Origin of the sequence: Telluribacter humicola, assembly GCF_017355935.1 — a bacterium.
GTDB classification, from domain to species: Bacteria; Bacteroidota; Bacteroidia; order Cytophagales; family Spirosomataceae; genus Telluribacter; species Telluribacter humicola.
On sequence record NZ_JAFIQT010000001.1, the window covers coordinates 460,160 to 477,591 of the forward strand.

Consider the following 17,432-nt stretch of genomic DNA (forward strand, 5'->3'; position numbering starts at 1 on the left):
TGTTACTTCTGAGCAGTAATCTTTTTTTCGATCTGGCTGGGAGCGGGTGAAAGATTAGAGGCGTGTTTTTTTACCATCTCCTCTATTTCCTTAATCACCTCCGGGTGTGCATCGGCCAGATTGTACTTCTCCGAAGGGTCATGCTGTAAATTATACAGCTGGGGCTTTTCCAGCTTTTCTACCTTGGCCGGATACCCAGCCGGGTTGTTGCTGTAGTAGTACAGCTTGTAGTCACCTTTCCGGGCGGCAAATAGTTTTGACCCGTGGTAGTAGTACATATCATTGCGTGGATTACCTCCCTGCCCGTGCAGAACGGTAGTCAGGTCGTAGCCATCATACACCCGGTCGGTGGGTAGTGTAGCTCCGGCCAGCTTACTGATAGTAGGCAGCAGGTCGAGGGTACTTCCCATACCGGATACTACCGCTGGTTTTACCTTACCGGGGCCCCAGAAGATAGCCGGTACCCGTACCCCACCTTCGTAGCTGGTTCCCTTGGCACCGTAGAGAAGTCCGGCCGAACCGGCGTGTTCGTTGAATATAGCCCAGGGACCGTTGTCAGACGTAAAGACCACGTACGTGTTCTTGTCAAGTCCCTGCTGCCGCAAGGTATTCAGAATCTGGCCTACGCTCCAGTCAATTTCCTCGATAACATCACCGTACAGTCCCCGCTCGCTCTTGCCCAGGAAGTCCTTGGAGGCGAAAAGGGGCACGTGCGGCAGCGAGTGCGCCAGGTACAGGAAGAAAGGCTTGTTTTTATTCGACTTGATGTACTTAACCGCCTCCTCTGTATAACGTTTGGTAATGGTGTTCTGATCGGCGGGCCGTTCAATTTCCTGTGTATTACGCATCAGAGGTACCTGAAAGTATTCAAACTTAGGGTTCAGGAAGGCTGCCTTGTACTCTACGTCATTCACCCGATCCATATCGTTGCTGTACGGAATACCGTAGTAGGAGTCGAAGCCGTGGCTGGTGGGCAGGTACTGGGGCAGGTGGCCCAGGTGCCACTTACCAATGGCGGCCGTACTGTAGCCTCGCCCTTTAAGTACTTTGGCAATGGTATTCTCACTTTGTGGCAGACCCGCGTCTGAATCCGGGAATAACACCCGACGGGTATCGCTGTACATACCGGTCCGGATCGGATAACGGCCCGTCAGCAGGCCAGCCCGCGAAGGAGTACATACGTTGGCGGCTACGTAGAAGTTGGTCCATTTCTGTCCTTCAACGGCCATCCGGTCAATGTTTGGTGTTTTGATGGAGGGATGGCCGTAGCACCCCAAATCACCATAGCCCTGGTCATCGGTAAAGATGATGATAAAGTTGGGTTTGGCGGAGGTTTTTTGAGCCGTTGCCTCGTTATACCCGGATATTGATAATAAAAACAGAGTAGCTGCCCAAAGTGAGTACAGCCCCATATTGAACTGTCTGGTAATGCTTACGTAGTTCATAGTCTTTAATTTTAATAATTAAGGGAAATAATAGTACGGTTTTCAGGTACTGGCTGGCTTTTGCCAGGGTACCCGGCCTGCGTTCTGAATATGCAGCATCAGCAGGCTATTCAGCTTTTTGTAGATTTCGGGGTGTTCTTTAATTACATTTCGGGTCTCCATGGGGTCGTCCTTCAGGTTGTACAGTTCCATGGGTTGAAAAGGTTTGTTTTTCAGTAGTTTCCAGTCACCCAGCCGTAGCGCATAGCTACACTGACCAGCGTAGTCGGTACCACCTTCCCGGCGGGTAAAGTAGAGTGGGCGCTCGGCTTCATTCATCTTCTCTCCCAGCAGCGTTTTCTGAAAGCTGCGTCCCTGTATCGGATGAGTACTTTTAACACCGGCTATTTCCAGTAAGGTGGGATAGATATCCATGGATAAGTTAACCTGGTCAGATACCGTACCGGCCTTTACCTTTCCCGGCCACACAATGCTGGTAGGTACCCGCAGTCCGCCTTCGTACATGCTCTGCTTGCCGTCACGGGTTGGGCCGTTGTTGGCCAGGCTGGGCAGGTGGCCACCGTTGTCGCTGGTGAAGATAATGATGGTATTGTCGTACTGCCCACTCTCTTTCAACGCTTTTATAACCTGCCCAATACCATCGTCCATGTGTTCAATAAAGGCGACCAGCTCAGCTCGCTTTTCTGGCAGGCTGGGCTCCCGCTGCTTTACTTTATCCAGCCACTCTTTGGGCGGCTTCACCGGAAAGTGCGGCGCGTTGTACGCCAGGTACAGGAAGAAAGGGCGGCTGTCCTTTGCCTGCTTCCTGACATAATCCACCGACCACTGCGTAAACAGATCCGTAGCGTGCCCCTGCGGGTCAATCGTCTGCCTGTCCTTCCGCATGTAGTTGATGTCGTGCCGGCGGTGCGTCAGGTAGTCGTCCATCATGTCGCCCAGCCAGCCGTGGAAGTAGTCAAAGCCGTGGTCGTTGGGTAGGTTAGGAGACTCAAGGCCCAGGTGCCATTTGCCAATAATCGCCGTATGGTAACCCGCTTTTTTGAGCATGGCCGGAAGAAGTTTGGCCTTTGGGTCCAGGTACCCCCAGCTATCCTGCGGATAAGTGCGGATTACCCCGGGTACGCCTACATAATCCTGATAGCGGCCCGACAGCAGAGCTGCCCGGGTGGGAGAGCATACAGTACTATTGGCGTAAAAATTATCAAACCGCATTCCCTCCCGCGTGAGCTGATCTATGTTAGGGGTTCGCAGATCTTTGGTGCCGTAGTAGGATACATCATGGTAGCCCTGGTCGTCGGTCAGGATAACTAAGATATTGGGAGCGGTGGCTTTGGAAGTATCAGTACCTGTATAAAAGGCACAGATTACCGCTACCAAAGCGGTCAGCAATCCGGTTAAAAAGAGTCTGCTACCTTTGATTCGCTTGTTCATATAAGAGCGTAAGCTGTTTAACAGTATAAAGGGGCATTTAGAGGAAAACTCTTCAAATGCCCCTTTACTAGCCTTAATAACCCGTATTCTGCTCTAAGTTAGCATTGGCATTGAGTTCAGTGATGGGCAGAGGGAACAGCACGTGGAAAGGCTGCGCATTTTTCCCTTTGGCTTTGGCATTAGAAATAAATTTCCCGTGGCGGATTAGATCCTCCCGGCGTTTCATCTCCGTGTAGAACTCCCATTCTCTTTCCTGAAGAATCTGGTCGCGCAGAGCTTCTTTGGTGAAGTTACCCAGGGCCAGTGGTGCGGCTCCCGCTCTGGTCCGAACCTTATTAATCAGGTCAATAGCCTCCTGGGTGGGGCCATTCAGCTCGTTCAGTGCCTCCGCCCGGGCCAATAGAATATCCGCGTAGCGTACCACCGGAATATCATTGCCCTGTACAGCGCCTGCCGCGTTGGGGTCAAATTCATATTTGCCTGATAGCGACTGATTAATACCCAACAGCTTGGTGTACTTACCTGATGTGTTGGTATACTCCGTCACTATCAGATTCCTGCGTGTATCACCGGCTCCAAATGAGTTGACAAAGTTGTCAAAGAAGTACGAGCGGGCGGCAAAAACCTGCTGGTTAGGCTGGGGCAGGGGGTAGTCGGTAGGGAACGTAAGGGCTACCAGGTTGTGGCCAGCCTGGGCCGAGGCCGGAATTACCCACAGCATCTCGGCGTTACCTTCGTTGGCCAGCGCAAACACATCCTTATAATTAGGCACCAGGGAGTACTTGTTCAGGTCCATGATCTGCTTGGTGATGTCCGCGGTTTTTTGCCACTGCTTTGTATTCAGGTAGAACTTTGCCAGTAGTCCCAGGGCCGCTCCTTTGGTCGCTCTGCCAAACTGAGCTTGTGAAAGGGGCAAAACTGCGGCTACTTCCAGAAATTCCTTCTCGAGGAAGGTCTTCATCTCCTCGTCGGTAACCCGGGGCAATTTAAAATCAGTTAGCGTGGACGTTAAGTACAAGGGGACGGGTCCAAACCAGTCGTACAGTTGATTATAAGCGACGGCACGCACAAACCGGGCTTCGGCGTTAAGCTGCTTATCTAAGGCAGAAGCATCCGTGGCGCTGGTATTATCAATCACGATATTGGCATCGCGAATGGCTCCATACAGGCTTCCCCAGGCATCGCTAAAGTACTGGTGGTTGCTGTCCCAGGTAAAGTTGGTCAGCGGTGTCAGGAGTGCTTCAATACTGCCACCCTGGTTCCAGACTTCCTGCGAAGTGTGGGCCGACAGGAACAGGTAGTTATGACCCCGCATCTGCACATTGCCGTAGGCTGAGGTGAGTACAGCCTGCTTGCCAGTAGTTGTATTGAGAAAGTTACCAGGGGTCAGTTCAGAATAGACGTTTTCTTCTAATATACTTTCACAGCCAGCGCCTTGTAGGAGTAGTACCAGCAGGAGTGCTTTTAAGCTATTTCGTTTCATATAGTATCTGAATTTTACAATGGATCAATTAAAAACCTACATTAACGCCCAGCATCCAGGTACGCGCCAGTGGGTAACCGTTATAGTCTACCCGCACGTTGCTCCGGCCGAAGGCATTGGCCTCAGGATCAAAACCTACGTAGTTGGTGAAGGTAGCCAGGTTCTGCCCCACGACGTATATACGAGCTGACTGTATGAATTTCAGCCTTTCGACGGGCAGATTATAACCTACTGAGAGGTTACGCAGACGTATGTATGACGCATCCTGTAGGGCCAACGTACTTACCTTACCTCCACCGTAGGCCGAGGGCTGTACCCCCGAAGGCCATTTAGCGGTCGGGTTCTCAGGTGTCCAGCGATCGAGTGCCTGCTCTGCAATACGATTCCGGCGGGCATTGTTGGGGTACATGCTTTCCAGTACGTTTATATTCAGCATATCAGCCCCCTGCTGTCCTTGGAAGAAGAAGTCCAGCTGGAACCGCTTATAGGTGATGTTATTGCTGAGACCAAACGTAAAGTCGGGGAAGGGATTGCCTATAATCTGCTGATCCAGAGGCGTGATCTTGTTGTCTCCATTTACATCCCTGAATATAGGGTAGCCGGGTTTAGAGCCAGGCTGAGCCGATCCGGCGATGTTATCATCCTGCTGGAAAATTCCCGTTATTTCGTAGCCATAGTAGGAAAACGCCGGATATCCTACCGTAACGATGGCGGTAGGCCCAATGGATTCGATATTGCCGGTAATGATATTTGTTACATCACCCAGGTCGGTTATTTTGTTTCGGATAGCGGCGAAGTTCAGGGTGGTACTCCACGAAAACTGACCCTTCTTTACGTTGGTAGAGGTAAGCATTACTTCTACTCCCTTGTTCTGCATCTTACCTACGTTTGATAGTATTGAGTTGAAGCCCGTAGCCCGTGGGAGGGGCAGATCAATCAGCATATCCCGTGTATTCTTGATGAAGTAGTCAACGGTAGCGCTGATACGTCCCTGCAGGATACTGGCGTCAATACCAATGTTGGTCTGCTCGGTTGATTCCCATTTCAGGTCAGGATTGGCTATACGCGAAGGCCTGGTTCCTACATTAACCGCATTATTGAATACCGCAGTAGCTCCGGTCGTATAAGTAGTCAGCGACGCGTAGTTGTTGATCTCCTGGTTTCCGGTTAGCCCCCAGCTGGCCCGTAGTTTCAGGTCGTAGAAGAAGCTTGGTAAAAAGCCTTCTTCGCTCAACCTCCATCCCAAAGCCACCGAAGGGAAGTAGCCGAACTTGTTGTTCTCTCCAAAGCGGGAGGAACCGTCAGCCCGCAGAGAAGCCGTAAACAGGTACTTATCATTGAGGGTATAGTTGACCCGGCTCAGGTAGGATAGTATGCTGTTGTCTTCCTGACCGCTAAACAGGTTGTCGTTGTTGGTATCACCCAGGCCCAGGTTATTGGTGGAGAGGGCATCGGAGGGGAAGCCTCTGATAATACCAGAGAAGGACGTATTGTTAAAGTACTGGTAGGTCACCCCGCCCAGCAGGTTAAGCGTGCTCTTTTCGTTTAGCTGCTTGTTGTAGTTCATGGTATATTCCAATAGGGCGTTGGAACGCTCCATGGTAGCAATGTTGGCTATACCCTTGGCCGAAAGTCCGTTGAGGGTTTTGGTGGAGTTGAACAGGTCGCGGCGGGAGGTCTGACGATCTGAGCCGAAGTTCAGTTTGGCATCCAGTCCGGGCAGGATAGTGTACTTTACGAAGATGCTACCCATAGTGCGGTTGGTGACGCTGCTACTGGTCAACCCTTCGATCAGGCTTACCGGGTTGTTGATGGTCAGGTTCTTGGACTGTGAAAACCGGCCGTCCTCTGCAAAGATGGGTTCCGTGGGATCATACAGCAGGGCGGAGTTAATAGGTCCGGCGTTTTCGTTGTTGTTAACACCATCGATGCTATTAGCGTCTTTAACAAGGCTGGTATTAAGGTTGACGCCGATTACAGCCCGCTCGCCCAGTTTTCTTTCCAGATTTACACGCGCTATGTACTTCTTTATTCCTGATCGCTTCACGACCCCTTCCTGATTGAAGTAGTTGAGCGAAGAGAAGAACGTAGTTTTGTCATCCCCGCCGGATACGGATATATTATGACTGTTGAGCGGGGCCCGCTGGTATACCTGATCCTGCCAGTCAGTACCGGCTCCTATCTGAGCAATATCAGCATCCGTAAATACCGGTGCTTTGCCTTCGTCCTTCGCCAGGTCATTCATGAATTTGATGTACTGACTGGCGTTGAGTACCTCCATCTTGTTAGGGACGGTCTGAATACCGGTATTGAAATCGTAGTTGACCCCTATCTTCCCTTTGTTGCCTTTCTTGGTGGTGATCAGGATCACTCCATTGGCACCTCTGGACCCGTAGATAGCGGTAGCTGAGGCGTCTTTCAGGATTTCGATGGAAGCAATGTCGTTGGGATTAATGGAGTTCAACGGGTTACGGGGGTTGTTGTTGGTACCGGTCCCGGCCCCACCGCTGGAGGCCGAGAGTAAAGAGCCATTATCAATAGGTAGTCCGTCAATGACATACAAGGGTTCACTGCCCGCGTTGAGTGAGTTAGCCCCCCGGATTCGGATAGATACCCCGCCGCCGGGCTCTGAGCTGGTCTGGTTGATCTGGACGCCCGCCGAGCGGCCCAGCATCATCTGATCTACGGAGGCGTTGGCACCAGGGTTAAAGTCTTTATCCTTTAAGGATGAAACGGATCCGGTGAGGTCACTCTTCTTTTGGGTACCGTAGCCCACTACTACCACCTCTTCCAGCGCCCGTTCGTCGGATTTCATCCGGATATCAAGCACCGACTGATTTCCTACGGGTACTTCCTGGGGAGCGTATCCCACAAAGGAGAAAATGAGCGTAGCACCATTATCAGGAACGGCCAGGCCAAATTTACCGTCGGCATCGGTGGTGGTACCGCGCTGGGTTCCTTTGAGCACAACGCTCACACCCGGAAGGGCGGCTCCTGCCTCATCGTGAACAGTACCTGAGATATTTCTTTCAGCAACTGCACTGACGTTAGGGGCGTTCAGGTTTCTCCGGTCTGTGGCTATGCCTCTTCTGGCGGCACCCTCTATTGACCTGTTGTCGGTTTCGGGGATGGTTTCCTGAAATCGGGCATCGGCCTCAGCCTTGTTTGTCGACTTTCGGTTTTCGATGATCAGGTAAGAGTTGCTGTTTACCTTTTTGTACTGCAGACCGGATGGCTTTAGTATCCTTTCCAGATTCTTTTCCAGATTCTGACCTTTGATAATAGTATTGGGAGGAATGGTGAGACCTTCCACTACTTTTAATTCAAACAGGATATCAACCTGGTACTGGTTCTTTAGCTCATTGAGTGCGTCTTTTAGCTTAAGGCTATTTGCCTTATTAGCTGTCTGTGACTCTTGCTGTACGTGTCGGGCCATGGCCATGGTTTGGCAGAAACCGGGTTGCTGCCAAAAAGGCAAAGCAATCATGATCAGCCCCAGGACTGGGGCCTTGCGTAACGTTTTAGTCATATTGATTGGATTGGGTAGTTGTTCTTTGCTATTTACTTATCAGCTAGTTGAACGTGATTACCTTGTCTGACTACATCTATATCAAGAAGTTCAGAAATGGATTGTAAAAGCTCATCAATATTATTGGCCTTGAATGACCCCATAATGACTCTTTCTGACAGAGCCTGTCCTTTTATCTCTACTTCCAGGCCATAGTTTTCCTGTAACAGATAGGCTACTTCTTCAAGCGTAGTTTCCTCAAAAACAAAGCGCTTTTCCTCCCATTCCGAGCTGGTTTGCGCCTGCTGGGTAGTTTTAAGTTCAACCCGGTTCTTTCGGTCTATGGTTACCAGGTCGCCGGGCTTCATCATGACCTCCTTTTGTTTGTTCGCCTCCTGATAGCGGACCTGTACTTTCCCTTTCTTCAGTACTACCTTTGAATTGTGCTGGCGGGCGTACATCGTGAACTCTGTGCCCAGTACTACTACCTCAAAATCTTTGGGCGTTTTGACTACGAACTTCTGGTGTTCTGCTGTGTGAGTTATCGAAAAGTTCGCTTCACCTACCAGGTATACTTCACGGTTGTGCTGACCAAACCCGAAGCGTGGTACCCGAAGAGAGGAGTTTGTATTTAACTTGACGAGGCTGCCGTCAGAGAGGGTAATTGTTTTTATCTCACCATAGGCTGTCCGGTAGGTTGTATAGAGTATATTGTCTTTGAACATCCATCCTCCCATACCGAGCAGGATCAGGGTTGTAGCGGCCACTAGCCATCGCGACCAGAGCGGACGTGCTACTGTAGGCTCATCAACAGGAGCATCTTCCTCAGTACTTTCAATAGGATGTGGATGGGAAGCTAAATAAGTGGAGAACTGCTCAAGGATCTGATCAGTGGGAGCTATGTACTGAGGGTACTTGTTTTCCCATTCTTCCAGCCATTCGTAGTACTGTTCTTCGTTGGCTTCTGTTCGTAACCAATCTTCGATCATCTCCCGCTGAAGGGGAGACGCTTTACGAGCGAAATGATCAAAAATGAGTTCTTTTGTTATATTCGTTTTCATTGATTATTCTAGCTATTTAAACATAAGACACAATTTGTAGACAAGTCCCTTAGTCTTATGATAGTGGAATGTGTGGCTTACAGTAATGGAAGTAGTTTTTAGCAGTTAGGCCAGAAGCAGGAGAAGTACCGATACCATCCAATGGTCTTTTAGCCCCAGTCTTATCGTAGTAAGTGCTTTATGCATATGCACTTCCACAGTCTTGACCGATATACCCAGTTCGTCCGCTATTTCTTTGTACTTGTAACCTTCAAAACGACTCAGCAGAAAAACCTTACGACATTGGGCCGGCAGAGATTCAACACTGGCTTCTACGCGGGCAAGTACCTCTTCAAATTGTGTAATGTGATCAGGTCGCTGGCTCCGGGATGACTCCTGGCTTTCAGCCATCTCTATTCCTTCCAGCTTCTGAAATTCAAGCCTCAGGTAATTGAAAGCCTCATTTCTGACACACCGGAAGAGATAAAACCGGTAGGAGGTCGTAACTGCCTCGAAGGCTTTGGTTTTCCAGAATTTAAAGAAAACTTCACTAACCAGATCTTCGGCTATTTCCTTAGAGTAAACATAACGGACAGCATGGCTGCACAGCGCTTTGTGGTAGCGCCTGAAAAGCAGTTCACACCCTTTTTGTGGGCATTCCTCAAATGCCTTTCGAATGAAGATCTCTGAATTATTCCAAAGTCTTTTTTCTACTTCACCGTGCTCATTCTGTGTGTCTTGGACCAGCAACTGCCCGTTCGTGGAAGGAGTAGTCTCGGAAGTTTCTACGGGTACAACTGCTTGCATAACCTACGCCTGTCTTGTAAATAGATTCTCTATAAGTAGAGACAACTTCTATAAAAATTACCCTTAGTAGTTTTTAAATATTTCACTAATAATTTTTGCTTTACCAAGTTGGCCTTTATGGTACCTGATGAGGTACAGGCTAATGAATATCTTATTATTCAGGCCCTTTTTGCCTAGAGATTAGTTTGTTTTTTGTCCATCCTGCCTGCTTTATAATTACCATGAGCGGTTTTTTTTCCAGTACCCGACTAAATTCCAGATCGGTAAAGTCATAGTAAATCTGCTTGTTTTTTAAAATTACAAAAGTGCCGGGAAAGGGTACGTCCTCGTCAATTCCTGCAATTTTATCCCAGACGGCATCAAAGGGAGAGTAAAGTCCAAAAAGCTGCGCAATTCGATTATTAGCATCGTGAAGCATGGTAAAGGGCAGATTTTCCTCCCCAACTCTATTTTTTATCTGGTCCAGATTCTCAGTAGTAAATACCAGGATATTGCCTCCCGATTCACGAATGTCCCTGAATACGTCTTTCAAGCTTTCCAGGTGTCTCTGTCCGTAACTTTTCCAGTCTGGGCTATAAAAACTAATCACCAACGGGCCGGAATTGACCATCCCATGCAAGTGAGTACCCAGGGACTCGTCGAATGCGCAGGTGAAGTTTTGCCATATCCCCTGTTCAACCGAAAGCCTTATATTCGGGACAGAGTCGGTCTGAGTGAGTGGATTTACCTTTCTTTGATTTTTGTTGGTGGTGCTAACGGAATAATCACCACCAATCCTATTATTCATTGTCTTCATTTGAATAGATTTAACTAGGTAAATGACTGCAACATTTCTTTTTCAAATAAAAAGTAGAAGCACCGCTTCCAAGCTTAGTAGTAGGTAGTCGGCCACCAATAATCGCTTTCCAATTTCCGGGTTCAACTTCTGGTAATGCCTGCCCCGGCCCACACTTTCTAGCACCAGCTTCGTACTTCCTTTGATTCCTGCCTGCTTTTTCAAATATATATAAATCTATATAGTCTATAAAATAAGTATACTTAAAGATTTAAAGAATAAATTCTTTTCTTTTCTTAGTGCAAAAAAGGCTAAGGAAAATTTAATATTTCAGAAGATATTCCGGCCCTGAAATCCAGACAAAGTACTAGGATTTCTTGGGAGTCAGTTCCAAAAATTTACTAATTGATATTTTGAGGCATTTATTACCAAACGAAAAAGCCCCAAGTCGGTAAAGTTCAGACCCATACTTATCAAAACAGTAATATTCCCTGCGGATACACTTTTGTTCCTAAATTCTCTTCCATGATCCCTCAACTTGACCCTCCTAAAACAATTACTGGACAACTACGCTATCTGGGTCCTGGCTTTATTATGTCGGCGGCTATAGTGGGTTCCGGCGAGCTGATCGCTACGACTACGCTGGGTGCCAAGGCGGGATTTGTGACGTTCTGGGTGATTATTGTGAGTTGTCTGGTGAAGGTGGCTCTGCAGCTGGAATTCGGCAAGAATGCTATCTACACGGGTACCTTTACGATGTACAATTTTAACCGGTTACCCGGTGCCCGCTGGCGGGGTACCCACTGGAGCCTGTGGCTGTGGCTGTCGCTGCAGGGGCTGAAGCTGTTGCAGGTAGGTGGTATCGTGGGCGGCGTGGCCATCGTACTGAACATGGCTTTTCCGGGCGTATCCGTCAATATATGGGCGCTGCTTTCAGCTCTGATCACGGCCCTGCTGGTGTACCGGGGTTACTATAAGCCCATTGAGAAAGGTTCGCTGGTGATGATCGTGCTGTTTTCGACGGTTGTGCTGGTTTCGCTGGCACTCCTTCAGGGTACCGCCTTTGCGATACGGTGGGAGGATATTCAGGAAGGAATCAGTTTTAATTTACCGCCCGAAGCCGTAGCGGTGGCCTTTGGTGCATTTGGGATTACGGGGGTAGGCGGCGACGAGATCATGTACTACAACTACTGGTGCATCGAGAAAGGCTACGCCGCCTACACCGGCCCCAACGACGGGAGTGCCGCCTGGGCCGAGCGCGCCAAAGGCTGGATCCGGGTTATGTACCTGGATGCTATCCTGTCGATGGTGGTATATACCGTTGTGACAGCGGCATTTTACCTGTTAGGCGCAGCCGTGTTGCACCGCAGCGGTGAAGTACCCGAAGGCTACCGGATGATTGGCGTATTGTCACGAATATTTACTGAAACGCTAGGCCCCTGGGCCGAAACGCTGTTTTTGGTAGGTGCTTTTACGGCTCTATACTCCACGCTATTTACGGCTACAGCCAGTTGGGCGCGGGTATATGGTGATGCCTTCGGGCAACTGGGCTGGCTTCGCTTTGAAACCGTTGAAGAACGTCGCCGTTCCATCGCTATCTTTTCCTGGATCTTCCCCTTTGCGTGGTGCGTTTTCTTCCTGTTCTTCCAGTCACCCGTCATGATGGTCATCCTGGGTGGTATTGCTACCTCAGTCCTCCTGATCCTGATTGTGTGGGTGGCGTGGGTGTACCGTTACCGCGAGTTACCAAAGGCTCTAGTGCCTTCGCGGCTGTATGATGTATTTTTCTGGATCAGCGTGGCCTCTATTTTGGTCGTAAGTGGCTATGGCGTATGGCAAGTGATGAGGTAGTAAATACTATTGCTTATGGGTGGGGGGAGTAATTTCTACTTTCCAGAAGGCGTTAATCAGGTCATTAATCGAACGGGATTTGGCCACATCTTTCAGAATAGCCTTCCATTCGTGTAATAAGATAACAACCAGATTTTGTGAAGCAATAGGCGTTGTTAAGCCATACACAGGAGGCTCCGATTCCTCCTCAAATGTGCCGAACATTCTATCCCAAATAATAAATATAGAACCGTAATTTTTGTCTATATAGATAGGCTGTGAGCCATGATGGGCTCTGTGATGAGAAGGTGTAACGAAGATGTACTCAACCACTTTTCCTAGTTTACCTACTAGTTCGGTATGGCAGAAGAAGCTATAAATGCTTGAAAGAGAGCCCAACGAAATGATAATCAATGGATGGAAACCTAAAATAGGTAACCAGGCATCAAATAGAAAAGAGCCGGTCAGGGTAACGAATATGGACGTTCTGAAATTAGTGGAAAGGCGAAATTCTTCGGAAGAGTGATGTACTACATGAGCTGCCCAAAACCAGCGAATGGTATGAGAGAAACGGTGCATACAGTATTTGCAGAAGTCGTACAGAATAAGCGCTATAAGCCATACCCAGACATCATACTGGAAGGTGTATATACGATGCTCGTAAACGAAAAAATAAACCCCCAATACCAGAATTTTTGTAAAGCCGCTTACGCCTATACTTAAAGCGAAAATAGCCAGGTTATTTCTGGTGTCTTTTGAAAATAACTCTTTTTTATGCTCTTTAAATAAGAAATAGTTTTCGACGAAAATAAAAAGAACATAGAGAGGTAATGCATATCGTAGTATGTGGAATGGAGGTACAAGCATACAGGATCGTCGAGTTTTATTTTCTTCCTTCTAAGAAAAGAGAGGGTTCAAAAGCATAATCTCCGTGTGTAGACTGATCAAAGTTGTACTTGCTCCAGTCAGTAATATCAGAGGTATTATAGTCTTTGATTTGAATGGCTTCAAAACTGGCTTCAGACATGAGCTGACTCAGTGAAACATTATCGTACACCCAAGCTTCGCGCTCCTGCCACCAGTAAAGAGGCGTTTTGGTTAGTCGTACCAATAGCTTACGAAGGGCAGCCCCTAGGATTTTTTTAATCCAGAATCCAAAGCTAGCGCGCTGGCCGTTGAAGTAGGTACGCTTCCATCCATTGTCCTTATAAATCTCTACTTTGGGGTCAAATATGTAGTCCATCGTATCTCCAAACAGATATTTTAGCTGAGAGTTGTCTCTGTATCCACTGTTGTACGCTTCGGCCATTCGCCCTCCTGATTTGGTCCGGGCTAGTTGGTCAACTAAGGTAAGACTCCCCCAATAATACGCCATATAGTTCTTAATAGAGTTGTCGGCTGTATAAGCTTCAAGGTTCCGCAAATACTCTTTTGCCTTCAACACTAAGTCAGGTGTTGAAAGGCGGCAAATACCTCCGGGCTTCAAAACCCGGTGCAACTCTTTCAGGAAAAATATATTTTCCTCAATAGTTAAATGTTCGCAGACATGGTAAGCATAAATAGATGTAAAGCTATTATCAGCAAAAGGAAGTGGACTCCGTAGTGTAGAATTGATTAGTTGTGGCTCGTCAGGGTAGGGTAACCTTGCGAATCGAACAACAAACCAATCTTTTACTAAGCTTCTTTTAATGGGATTGTCCAAAAAACCTTCCATACGAAACAGAAGTAGCTTTTCAGAAAACGGAGTCAATAATTTTGACATATCCTTACAAAATCTGAGGTGAATTTTTTTAAGTTATTAGTATAGTTCTCGTATAAACCTTCCTCATTAGGACTAGCGACTTTGGAGTTTAAGACTGACCAGTTCTGGATAATTTTATTGGCCAGGTCTTTGGCAGAATGAGGATCAAAAAAGATCATGTTTCTGTTTTGATGCTCATGATGCATCGGGATATCTGATAGAAAAATGGTTTTATCCAATGAGCGACAATCTTCCACAAGGGCGCTCCAGCCTTCAAAGAATGAAGGCTGCACCACCGCCATCGCCGCCCGCATCAATTGTACCTGATCTTGCCGTGGTATAAGTCCAAGTTCGTAAATGTATGGCTGAAGGTTCGCTTGAGTTATATAGTTCCGTAGAGTCTGTGCATAAGAGGGAAAGCGCGGGTCTGAGGGGAGCCCGGTACACACCAGAGATATATCTTTAACTCCCATTTTGAGTAGCAGCTCCAGGGCCTGGAAGACCACAAGATGGTTTTTGTGTTTCCACCATTGACTCGGAAGGATCAGAAACTTGGGAGGCAGGTTGTACTTAGCCAGATAGGGTTGCACATCCACCTTATTCCAGTCTTTGCCGAGCCACATGGTAAATGGCAGGACTCTTATTTTAGAGGCTACTTCGGGAACTAACCTGATTGCATCCCTCCGGCTATGTTCATTGCTCACGACAAGTACGTCAGCTAAGGCGGCTATTTTCTTAAGCTGACGATAGCGATAGCGTATATCATAGGCACTGAAATACTCAGGAAAGTGGACCTGTTGGAAATCGGCAACCCAACAGATTTGCCGTACGGGAGAGTTTTTGACTAATAATTCATTGGCAGGAAAGATACTATCAATGCTTTGCTCAACGAACCATTTTTGTAAACGATCCTGAGGCCAGTGGAACTGGAGCTTTTGGAGTTTTTTTAAAAATTGATATGATTTATAGGCAAGCGGCCAGGACTTTCCGTAGTAAAAGTCGAAGTACTTAATCGTCTTCAGATACCCCTGAACTTCTTTATAATCTGATTGCTGATGGAAGTCCTGATGTAAGAATAAATGAAACTCCATCTTTTGGTCAGCATCCAGGAGGTTATTGCCCATAATAAGGCTTTGGCTGTACTGCACACCAGCTATCCACGACTTATTCCCATTACCTATCAGACCAACTTTATTCATGCATTAAGGGAGTAGTAAAGGAAGCCCCTGTTGTATGGCCCATTTGCCGGAACGTATACATTATCCAAAGTGCTGTCCTGACCAACTTATTAAGTAGGGTACCAATAAACATGCCATAGAGCTTGATCCTTATAGCCTCGCATTCAGCCCAGGCTAAATCAGGATTTTTCCCCGAAAAACCAGTTTCATTGAAATTGGCAATAATAGTAGGAACAGTTTTGAGACGGTACCTTTTTAGGAATAGATTTAAGGTAAGTTCGTAATCAGAGGCTATTATGTACTTTTCATCATAGGTGAAGCGATCGAAGACTGTCCGATGATAAAAAGTAGCCTGATGATGTAAACTATGAAAAAGCCACTGAGTATGGGGGCGAGGCCAAAACTTCTTACCGGAAGGTTGATTGATAACAGCTCCTGATATGTAATCATACTTTTGATGATTCAACAGCGGAGCTATCTGTTCTAATACGTAAGGAGTATACAAAGAGTCATCACAGCCTATGAAATACAGCCAGTCCCCCGTTGCCATTTTAATGCCTTCGTTGAGTGCGGCATAGATCTTGACTCCTTTTATTTGTTTTAGCTGGGTAACTACATTAGCGTTTTGAGCCAATAGGTCAAGAGTCTTGTCAGTACTTCCTCCTTCAATAATGATCAGTTCATAATGGAGATAGGATTGCGTAGCAACACTTTGTAAAAAGTGATGAAGCGTTTTTTCTCCATTCAAAACTGTAACTATAATCGAAATAAAGGGGGGCTTAGTCATATTATCTACAAAGTAAATACATATTGGCCTTTCTTTTTTGATCATGTTTTCGTTTTGAATAGAGCTTTGGGGTATTTACTTACAAGCCTTCAAACCCAGAAGCAAAAGCAAGCTCAGTGGTACACCTTACTGATTCCTATTAGCCTGACAATCAAACAAGTTCTGAATGCAAAGCGCAAGCAGAATTAAGGTGGGTGTGTAGCAGTTGCCTTATGAGGCTCTAGTGCCTTCGCGGCTGTATGATGTATTTTTCTGGATCAGCGTGGCGTCTATTCTGCTGGTAAGTTCATATGGGGTGTGGCAGGTAGTATGATAGTTTGTATAAGCTGATAAAAGAGTTGTACTTTAATTTGAGTGGTATATTATTCAGCTATAAATAAATGCTTTTTTGCCTCCATTAGTAGATGCTCTCTCTACGAATCATATCAGTATAGTACTGTAAAAGAAGCCCAAAGGAAGCTTCTCCCGGGTTCTTGCTTTACTTTTTTAAATATACTGAGGTAAATTAGTATAATAAGGGATTAAAATATAATTTAGTGCTGACTGTCAGATAACCAGGCCTGGACTTCTGCTTTTGCCTACCCACTGAACTTCTCAAAAGTACCCGCATCTTACGTATTGCCACAAATCCTGTGGATTTCTTGATTCAATTTCATTAAAACGACATTGTGCAGCAGTCACATACGTCGCTTTACGTAACGCCACGCCCTACGCGACAGGTTGGTCATTACACGCTATCGTAATGGCCTATGCTGTACTTTTTGTTAGCTCCCTATTAAGTCTGTTATCATTTTAACCCTTTATTTATGCGTAGAAAGAGGATTGTTATCCCACTCTTACTTAGCTTAAGTGTACCTGGCTTAGCGATAAGTCAAAGCTTAAGCCCGGAAGTAATTGCAGTTGGCGGAAGTATTGATAAGAATGAAAACCTGTCACTTGAGTGGACCTTAGGGGAGTCGGCCGTAGAGACGGTTGGGCTGCCGGAACGCTTCTATACACAAGGTTTTCATCAACCCATGCTCCTGGTTGAGGCGTTACCTGATGAGGCCGTATCCCTTCATCGTGTTGAGGTATATCCTAATCCGGTCAGCTCAATACTGACTGTAAAGATTGAGTCAGGAGAAAGTGTGTCTGCTCCACTAAAGCTAAGCCTGATTGACGTGACTGGTACATCGTTACTGAATAAGGCCGCCAGCGCTCCTACCGAAACCCTGCAACTAGACCTTAAACAGGCCCCTGCCGGTATGTATATGCTTCAGGTCATTACTGCCGAAGGCCAACCTGTCCGGGTGTTCAAAATCGTCAAGCAATAATAAGTCGTAACTCCACACTCTTAATTTCTATTTATATGAAAAAGATATATGTACTTGTTATCTGGTGCTTATTGTTAAGTCCGTTAGTAAATGC

General features: G+C 47.0%; 13 protein-coding genes and 1 pseudogene. 2 read left to right on the plus strand and 12 right to left on the minus strand.

All coding sequences use genetic code 11. The features are described from left to right. Window positions 1-2 precede the first annotated feature (2 nt). From JUB14_RS02160 to JUB14_RS02190, 7 genes are all read right to left on the minus strand, one after another. Window positions 3-1,445, minus strand: coding sequence for a sulfatase family protein (locus JUB14_RS02160; protein WP_229367481.1), 1,443 nt, complete (start codon window positions 1,443-1,445; stop codon window positions 3-5). A 42-nt stretch (window positions 1,446-1,487) separates the two neighbouring features. Further along, window positions 1,488-2,876, minus strand: coding sequence for a sulfatase family protein (locus tag JUB14_RS02165; protein WP_207504103.1), 1,389 nt, complete (start codon window positions 2,874-2,876; stop codon window positions 1,488-1,490). Between the two features lie 73 nt (window positions 2,877-2,949). Further along, window positions 2,950-4,359: a RagB/SusD family nutrient uptake outer membrane protein gene (locus JUB14_RS02170; RefSeq protein ID WP_207504104.1), complete on the minus strand. Its 1,410-nt coding sequence runs from the start codon at window positions 4,357-4,359 to the stop codon at window positions 2,950-2,952. Between the two features lie 28 nt (window positions 4,360-4,387). Further along, the gene (locus tag JUB14_RS02175) at window positions 4,388-7,888 is read right to left on the minus strand and encodes a SusC/RagA family TonB-linked outer membrane protein (RefSeq protein ID WP_207504106.1); all 3,501 of its coding nucleotides are present in this window, start codon (window positions 7,886-7,888) and stop codon (window positions 4,388-4,390) included. Window positions 7,889-7,920: 32 nt separating this feature from the next. After that, the gene (locus JUB14_RS02180) at window positions 7,921-8,928 is read right to left on the minus strand and encodes a FecR family protein (protein WP_207504108.1); all 1,008 of its coding nucleotides are present in this window, start codon (window positions 8,926-8,928) and stop codon (window positions 7,921-7,923) included. Between the two features lie 105 nt (window positions 8,929-9,033). Continuing rightward, window positions 9,034-9,714, minus strand: a complete 681-nt coding sequence (locus JUB14_RS02185) for an RNA polymerase sigma-70 factor (RefSeq protein WP_207504110.1) — start codon at window positions 9,712-9,714, stop codon at window positions 9,034-9,036. A gap of 154 nt (window positions 9,715-9,868) precedes the next feature. Further along, window positions 9,869-10,510: a redoxin domain-containing protein gene (locus JUB14_RS02190; RefSeq protein WP_207504112.1), complete on the minus strand. Its 642-nt coding sequence runs from the start codon at window positions 10,508-10,510 to the stop codon at window positions 9,869-9,871. A 504-nt stretch (window positions 10,511-11,014) separates the two neighbouring features. Between JUB14_RS02190 and JUB14_RS02195 the strand changes: the two genes are divergently transcribed. After that, window positions 11,015-12,340, plus strand: a complete 1,326-nt coding sequence (locus tag JUB14_RS02195) for an Nramp family divalent metal transporter (protein ID WP_207504114.1) — start codon at window positions 11,015-11,017, stop codon at window positions 12,338-12,340. A 6-nt stretch (window positions 12,341-12,346) separates the two neighbouring features. Here the strand turns inward: JUB14_RS02195 and JUB14_RS02200 are convergent, their stop codons facing one another. The 5 genes and pseudogenes from JUB14_RS02200 to JUB14_RS02215 all read right to left on the minus strand — a co-directional run bounded on the left by JUB14_RS02200 (window position 12,347) and on the right by JUB14_RS02215 (window position 16,070). After that, the gene (locus JUB14_RS02200; RefSeq protein WP_207504115.1) at window positions 12,347-13,186 is read right to left on the minus strand and encodes a sterol desaturase family protein; all 840 of its coding nucleotides are present in this window, start codon (window positions 13,184-13,186) and stop codon (window positions 12,347-12,349) included. A gap of 16 nt (window positions 13,187-13,202) precedes the next feature. Further along, the gene (locus JUB14_RS27635) at window positions 13,203-13,694 is read right to left on the minus strand and encodes a hypothetical protein (RefSeq protein WP_229367483.1); all 492 of its coding nucleotides are present in this window, start codon (window positions 13,692-13,694) and stop codon (window positions 13,203-13,205) included. Between the two features lie 102 nt (window positions 13,695-13,796). After that, window positions 13,797-14,081: pseudogene (locus JUB14_RS28070) on the minus strand (methyltransferase domain-containing protein); the annotation flags it as partial. After that, window positions 14,066-15,259: a glycosyltransferase family 4 protein gene (locus tag JUB14_RS02210; RefSeq protein ID WP_207504120.1), complete on the minus strand. Its 1,194-nt coding sequence runs from the start codon at window positions 15,257-15,259 to the stop codon at window positions 14,066-14,068. The gene JUB14_RS02210 and the pseudogene JUB14_RS28070, both read right to left, overlap by 16 nt. Beyond that, window positions 15,252-16,070 carry a glycosyltransferase gene (locus tag JUB14_RS02215; RefSeq protein ID WP_207504122.1) on the minus strand — a complete coding sequence of 273 codons (819 nt, stop codon included), beginning with the start codon at window positions 16,068-16,070 and terminating at the stop codon, window positions 15,252-15,254. The genes JUB14_RS02210 and JUB14_RS02215 overlap by 8 nt, the downstream gene beginning before the upstream one ends. A 761-nt stretch (window positions 16,071-16,831) precedes the next feature. Here JUB14_RS02215 and JUB14_RS02220 point away from each other — a divergent pair. Then, window positions 16,832-17,338: a T9SS type A sorting domain-containing protein gene (locus tag JUB14_RS02220; protein ID WP_207504124.1), complete on the plus strand. Its 507-nt coding sequence runs from the start codon at window positions 16,832-16,834 to the stop codon at window positions 17,336-17,338. Window positions 17,339-17,432 lie beyond the last annotated feature (94 nt).

What these genes read in the sequence shown, in the direction of transcription:
- JUB14_RS02160 (WP_229367481.1), bottom strand. Translation starts at nt 1,445, where the DNA reads ATGAACTACGTAAGCATTACCAGACAGTTCAATATGGGGCTGTACTCA.
- JUB14_RS02165 (WP_207504103.1), bottom strand. Translation starts at nt 2,876, where the DNA reads ATGAACAAGCGAATCAAAGGTAGCAGACTCTTTTTAACCGGATTGCTG.
- JUB14_RS02170 (WP_207504104.1), bottom strand. Translation starts at nt 4,359, where the DNA reads ATGAAACGAAATAGCTTAAAAGCACTCCTGCTGGTACTACTCCTACAA.
- JUB14_RS02175 (WP_207504106.1), bottom strand. Translation starts at nt 7,888, where the DNA reads ATGACTAAAACGTTACGCAAGGCCCCAGTCCTGGGGCTGATCATGATT.
- JUB14_RS02180 (WP_207504108.1), bottom strand. Translation starts at nt 8,928, where the DNA reads ATGAAAACGAATATAACAAAAGAACTCATTTTTGATCATTTCGCTCGT.
- JUB14_RS02185 (WP_207504110.1), bottom strand. Translation starts at nt 9,714, where the DNA reads ATGCAAGCAGTTGTACCCGTAGAAACTTCCGAGACTACTCCTTCCACG.
- JUB14_RS02190 (WP_207504112.1), bottom strand. Translation starts at nt 10,510, where the DNA reads ATGAAGACAATGAATAATAGGATTGGTGGTGATTATTCCGTTAGCACC.
- JUB14_RS02195 (WP_207504114.1), top strand. Translation starts at nt 11,015, where the DNA reads ATGATCCCTCAACTTGACCCTCCTAAAACAATTACTGGACAACTACGC.
- JUB14_RS02200 (WP_207504115.1), bottom strand. Translation starts at nt 13,186, where the DNA reads ATGCTTGTACCTCCATTCCACATACTACGATATGCATTACCTCTCTAT.
- JUB14_RS27635 (WP_229367483.1), bottom strand. Translation starts at nt 13,694, where the DNA reads ATGGCGTATTATTGGGGGAGTCTTACCTTAGTTGACCAACTAGCCCGG.
- JUB14_RS02210 (WP_207504120.1), bottom strand. Translation starts at nt 15,259, where the DNA reads ATGAATAAAGTTGGTCTGATAGGTAATGGGAATAAGTCGTGGATAGCT.
- JUB14_RS02215 (WP_207504122.1), bottom strand. Translation starts at nt 16,070, where the DNA reads ATGATCAAAAAAGAAAGGCCAATATGTATTTACTTTGTAGATAATATG.
- JUB14_RS02220 (WP_207504124.1), top strand. Translation starts at nt 16,832, where the DNA reads ATGCGTAGAAAGAGGATTGTTATCCCACTCTTACTTAGCTTAAGTGTA.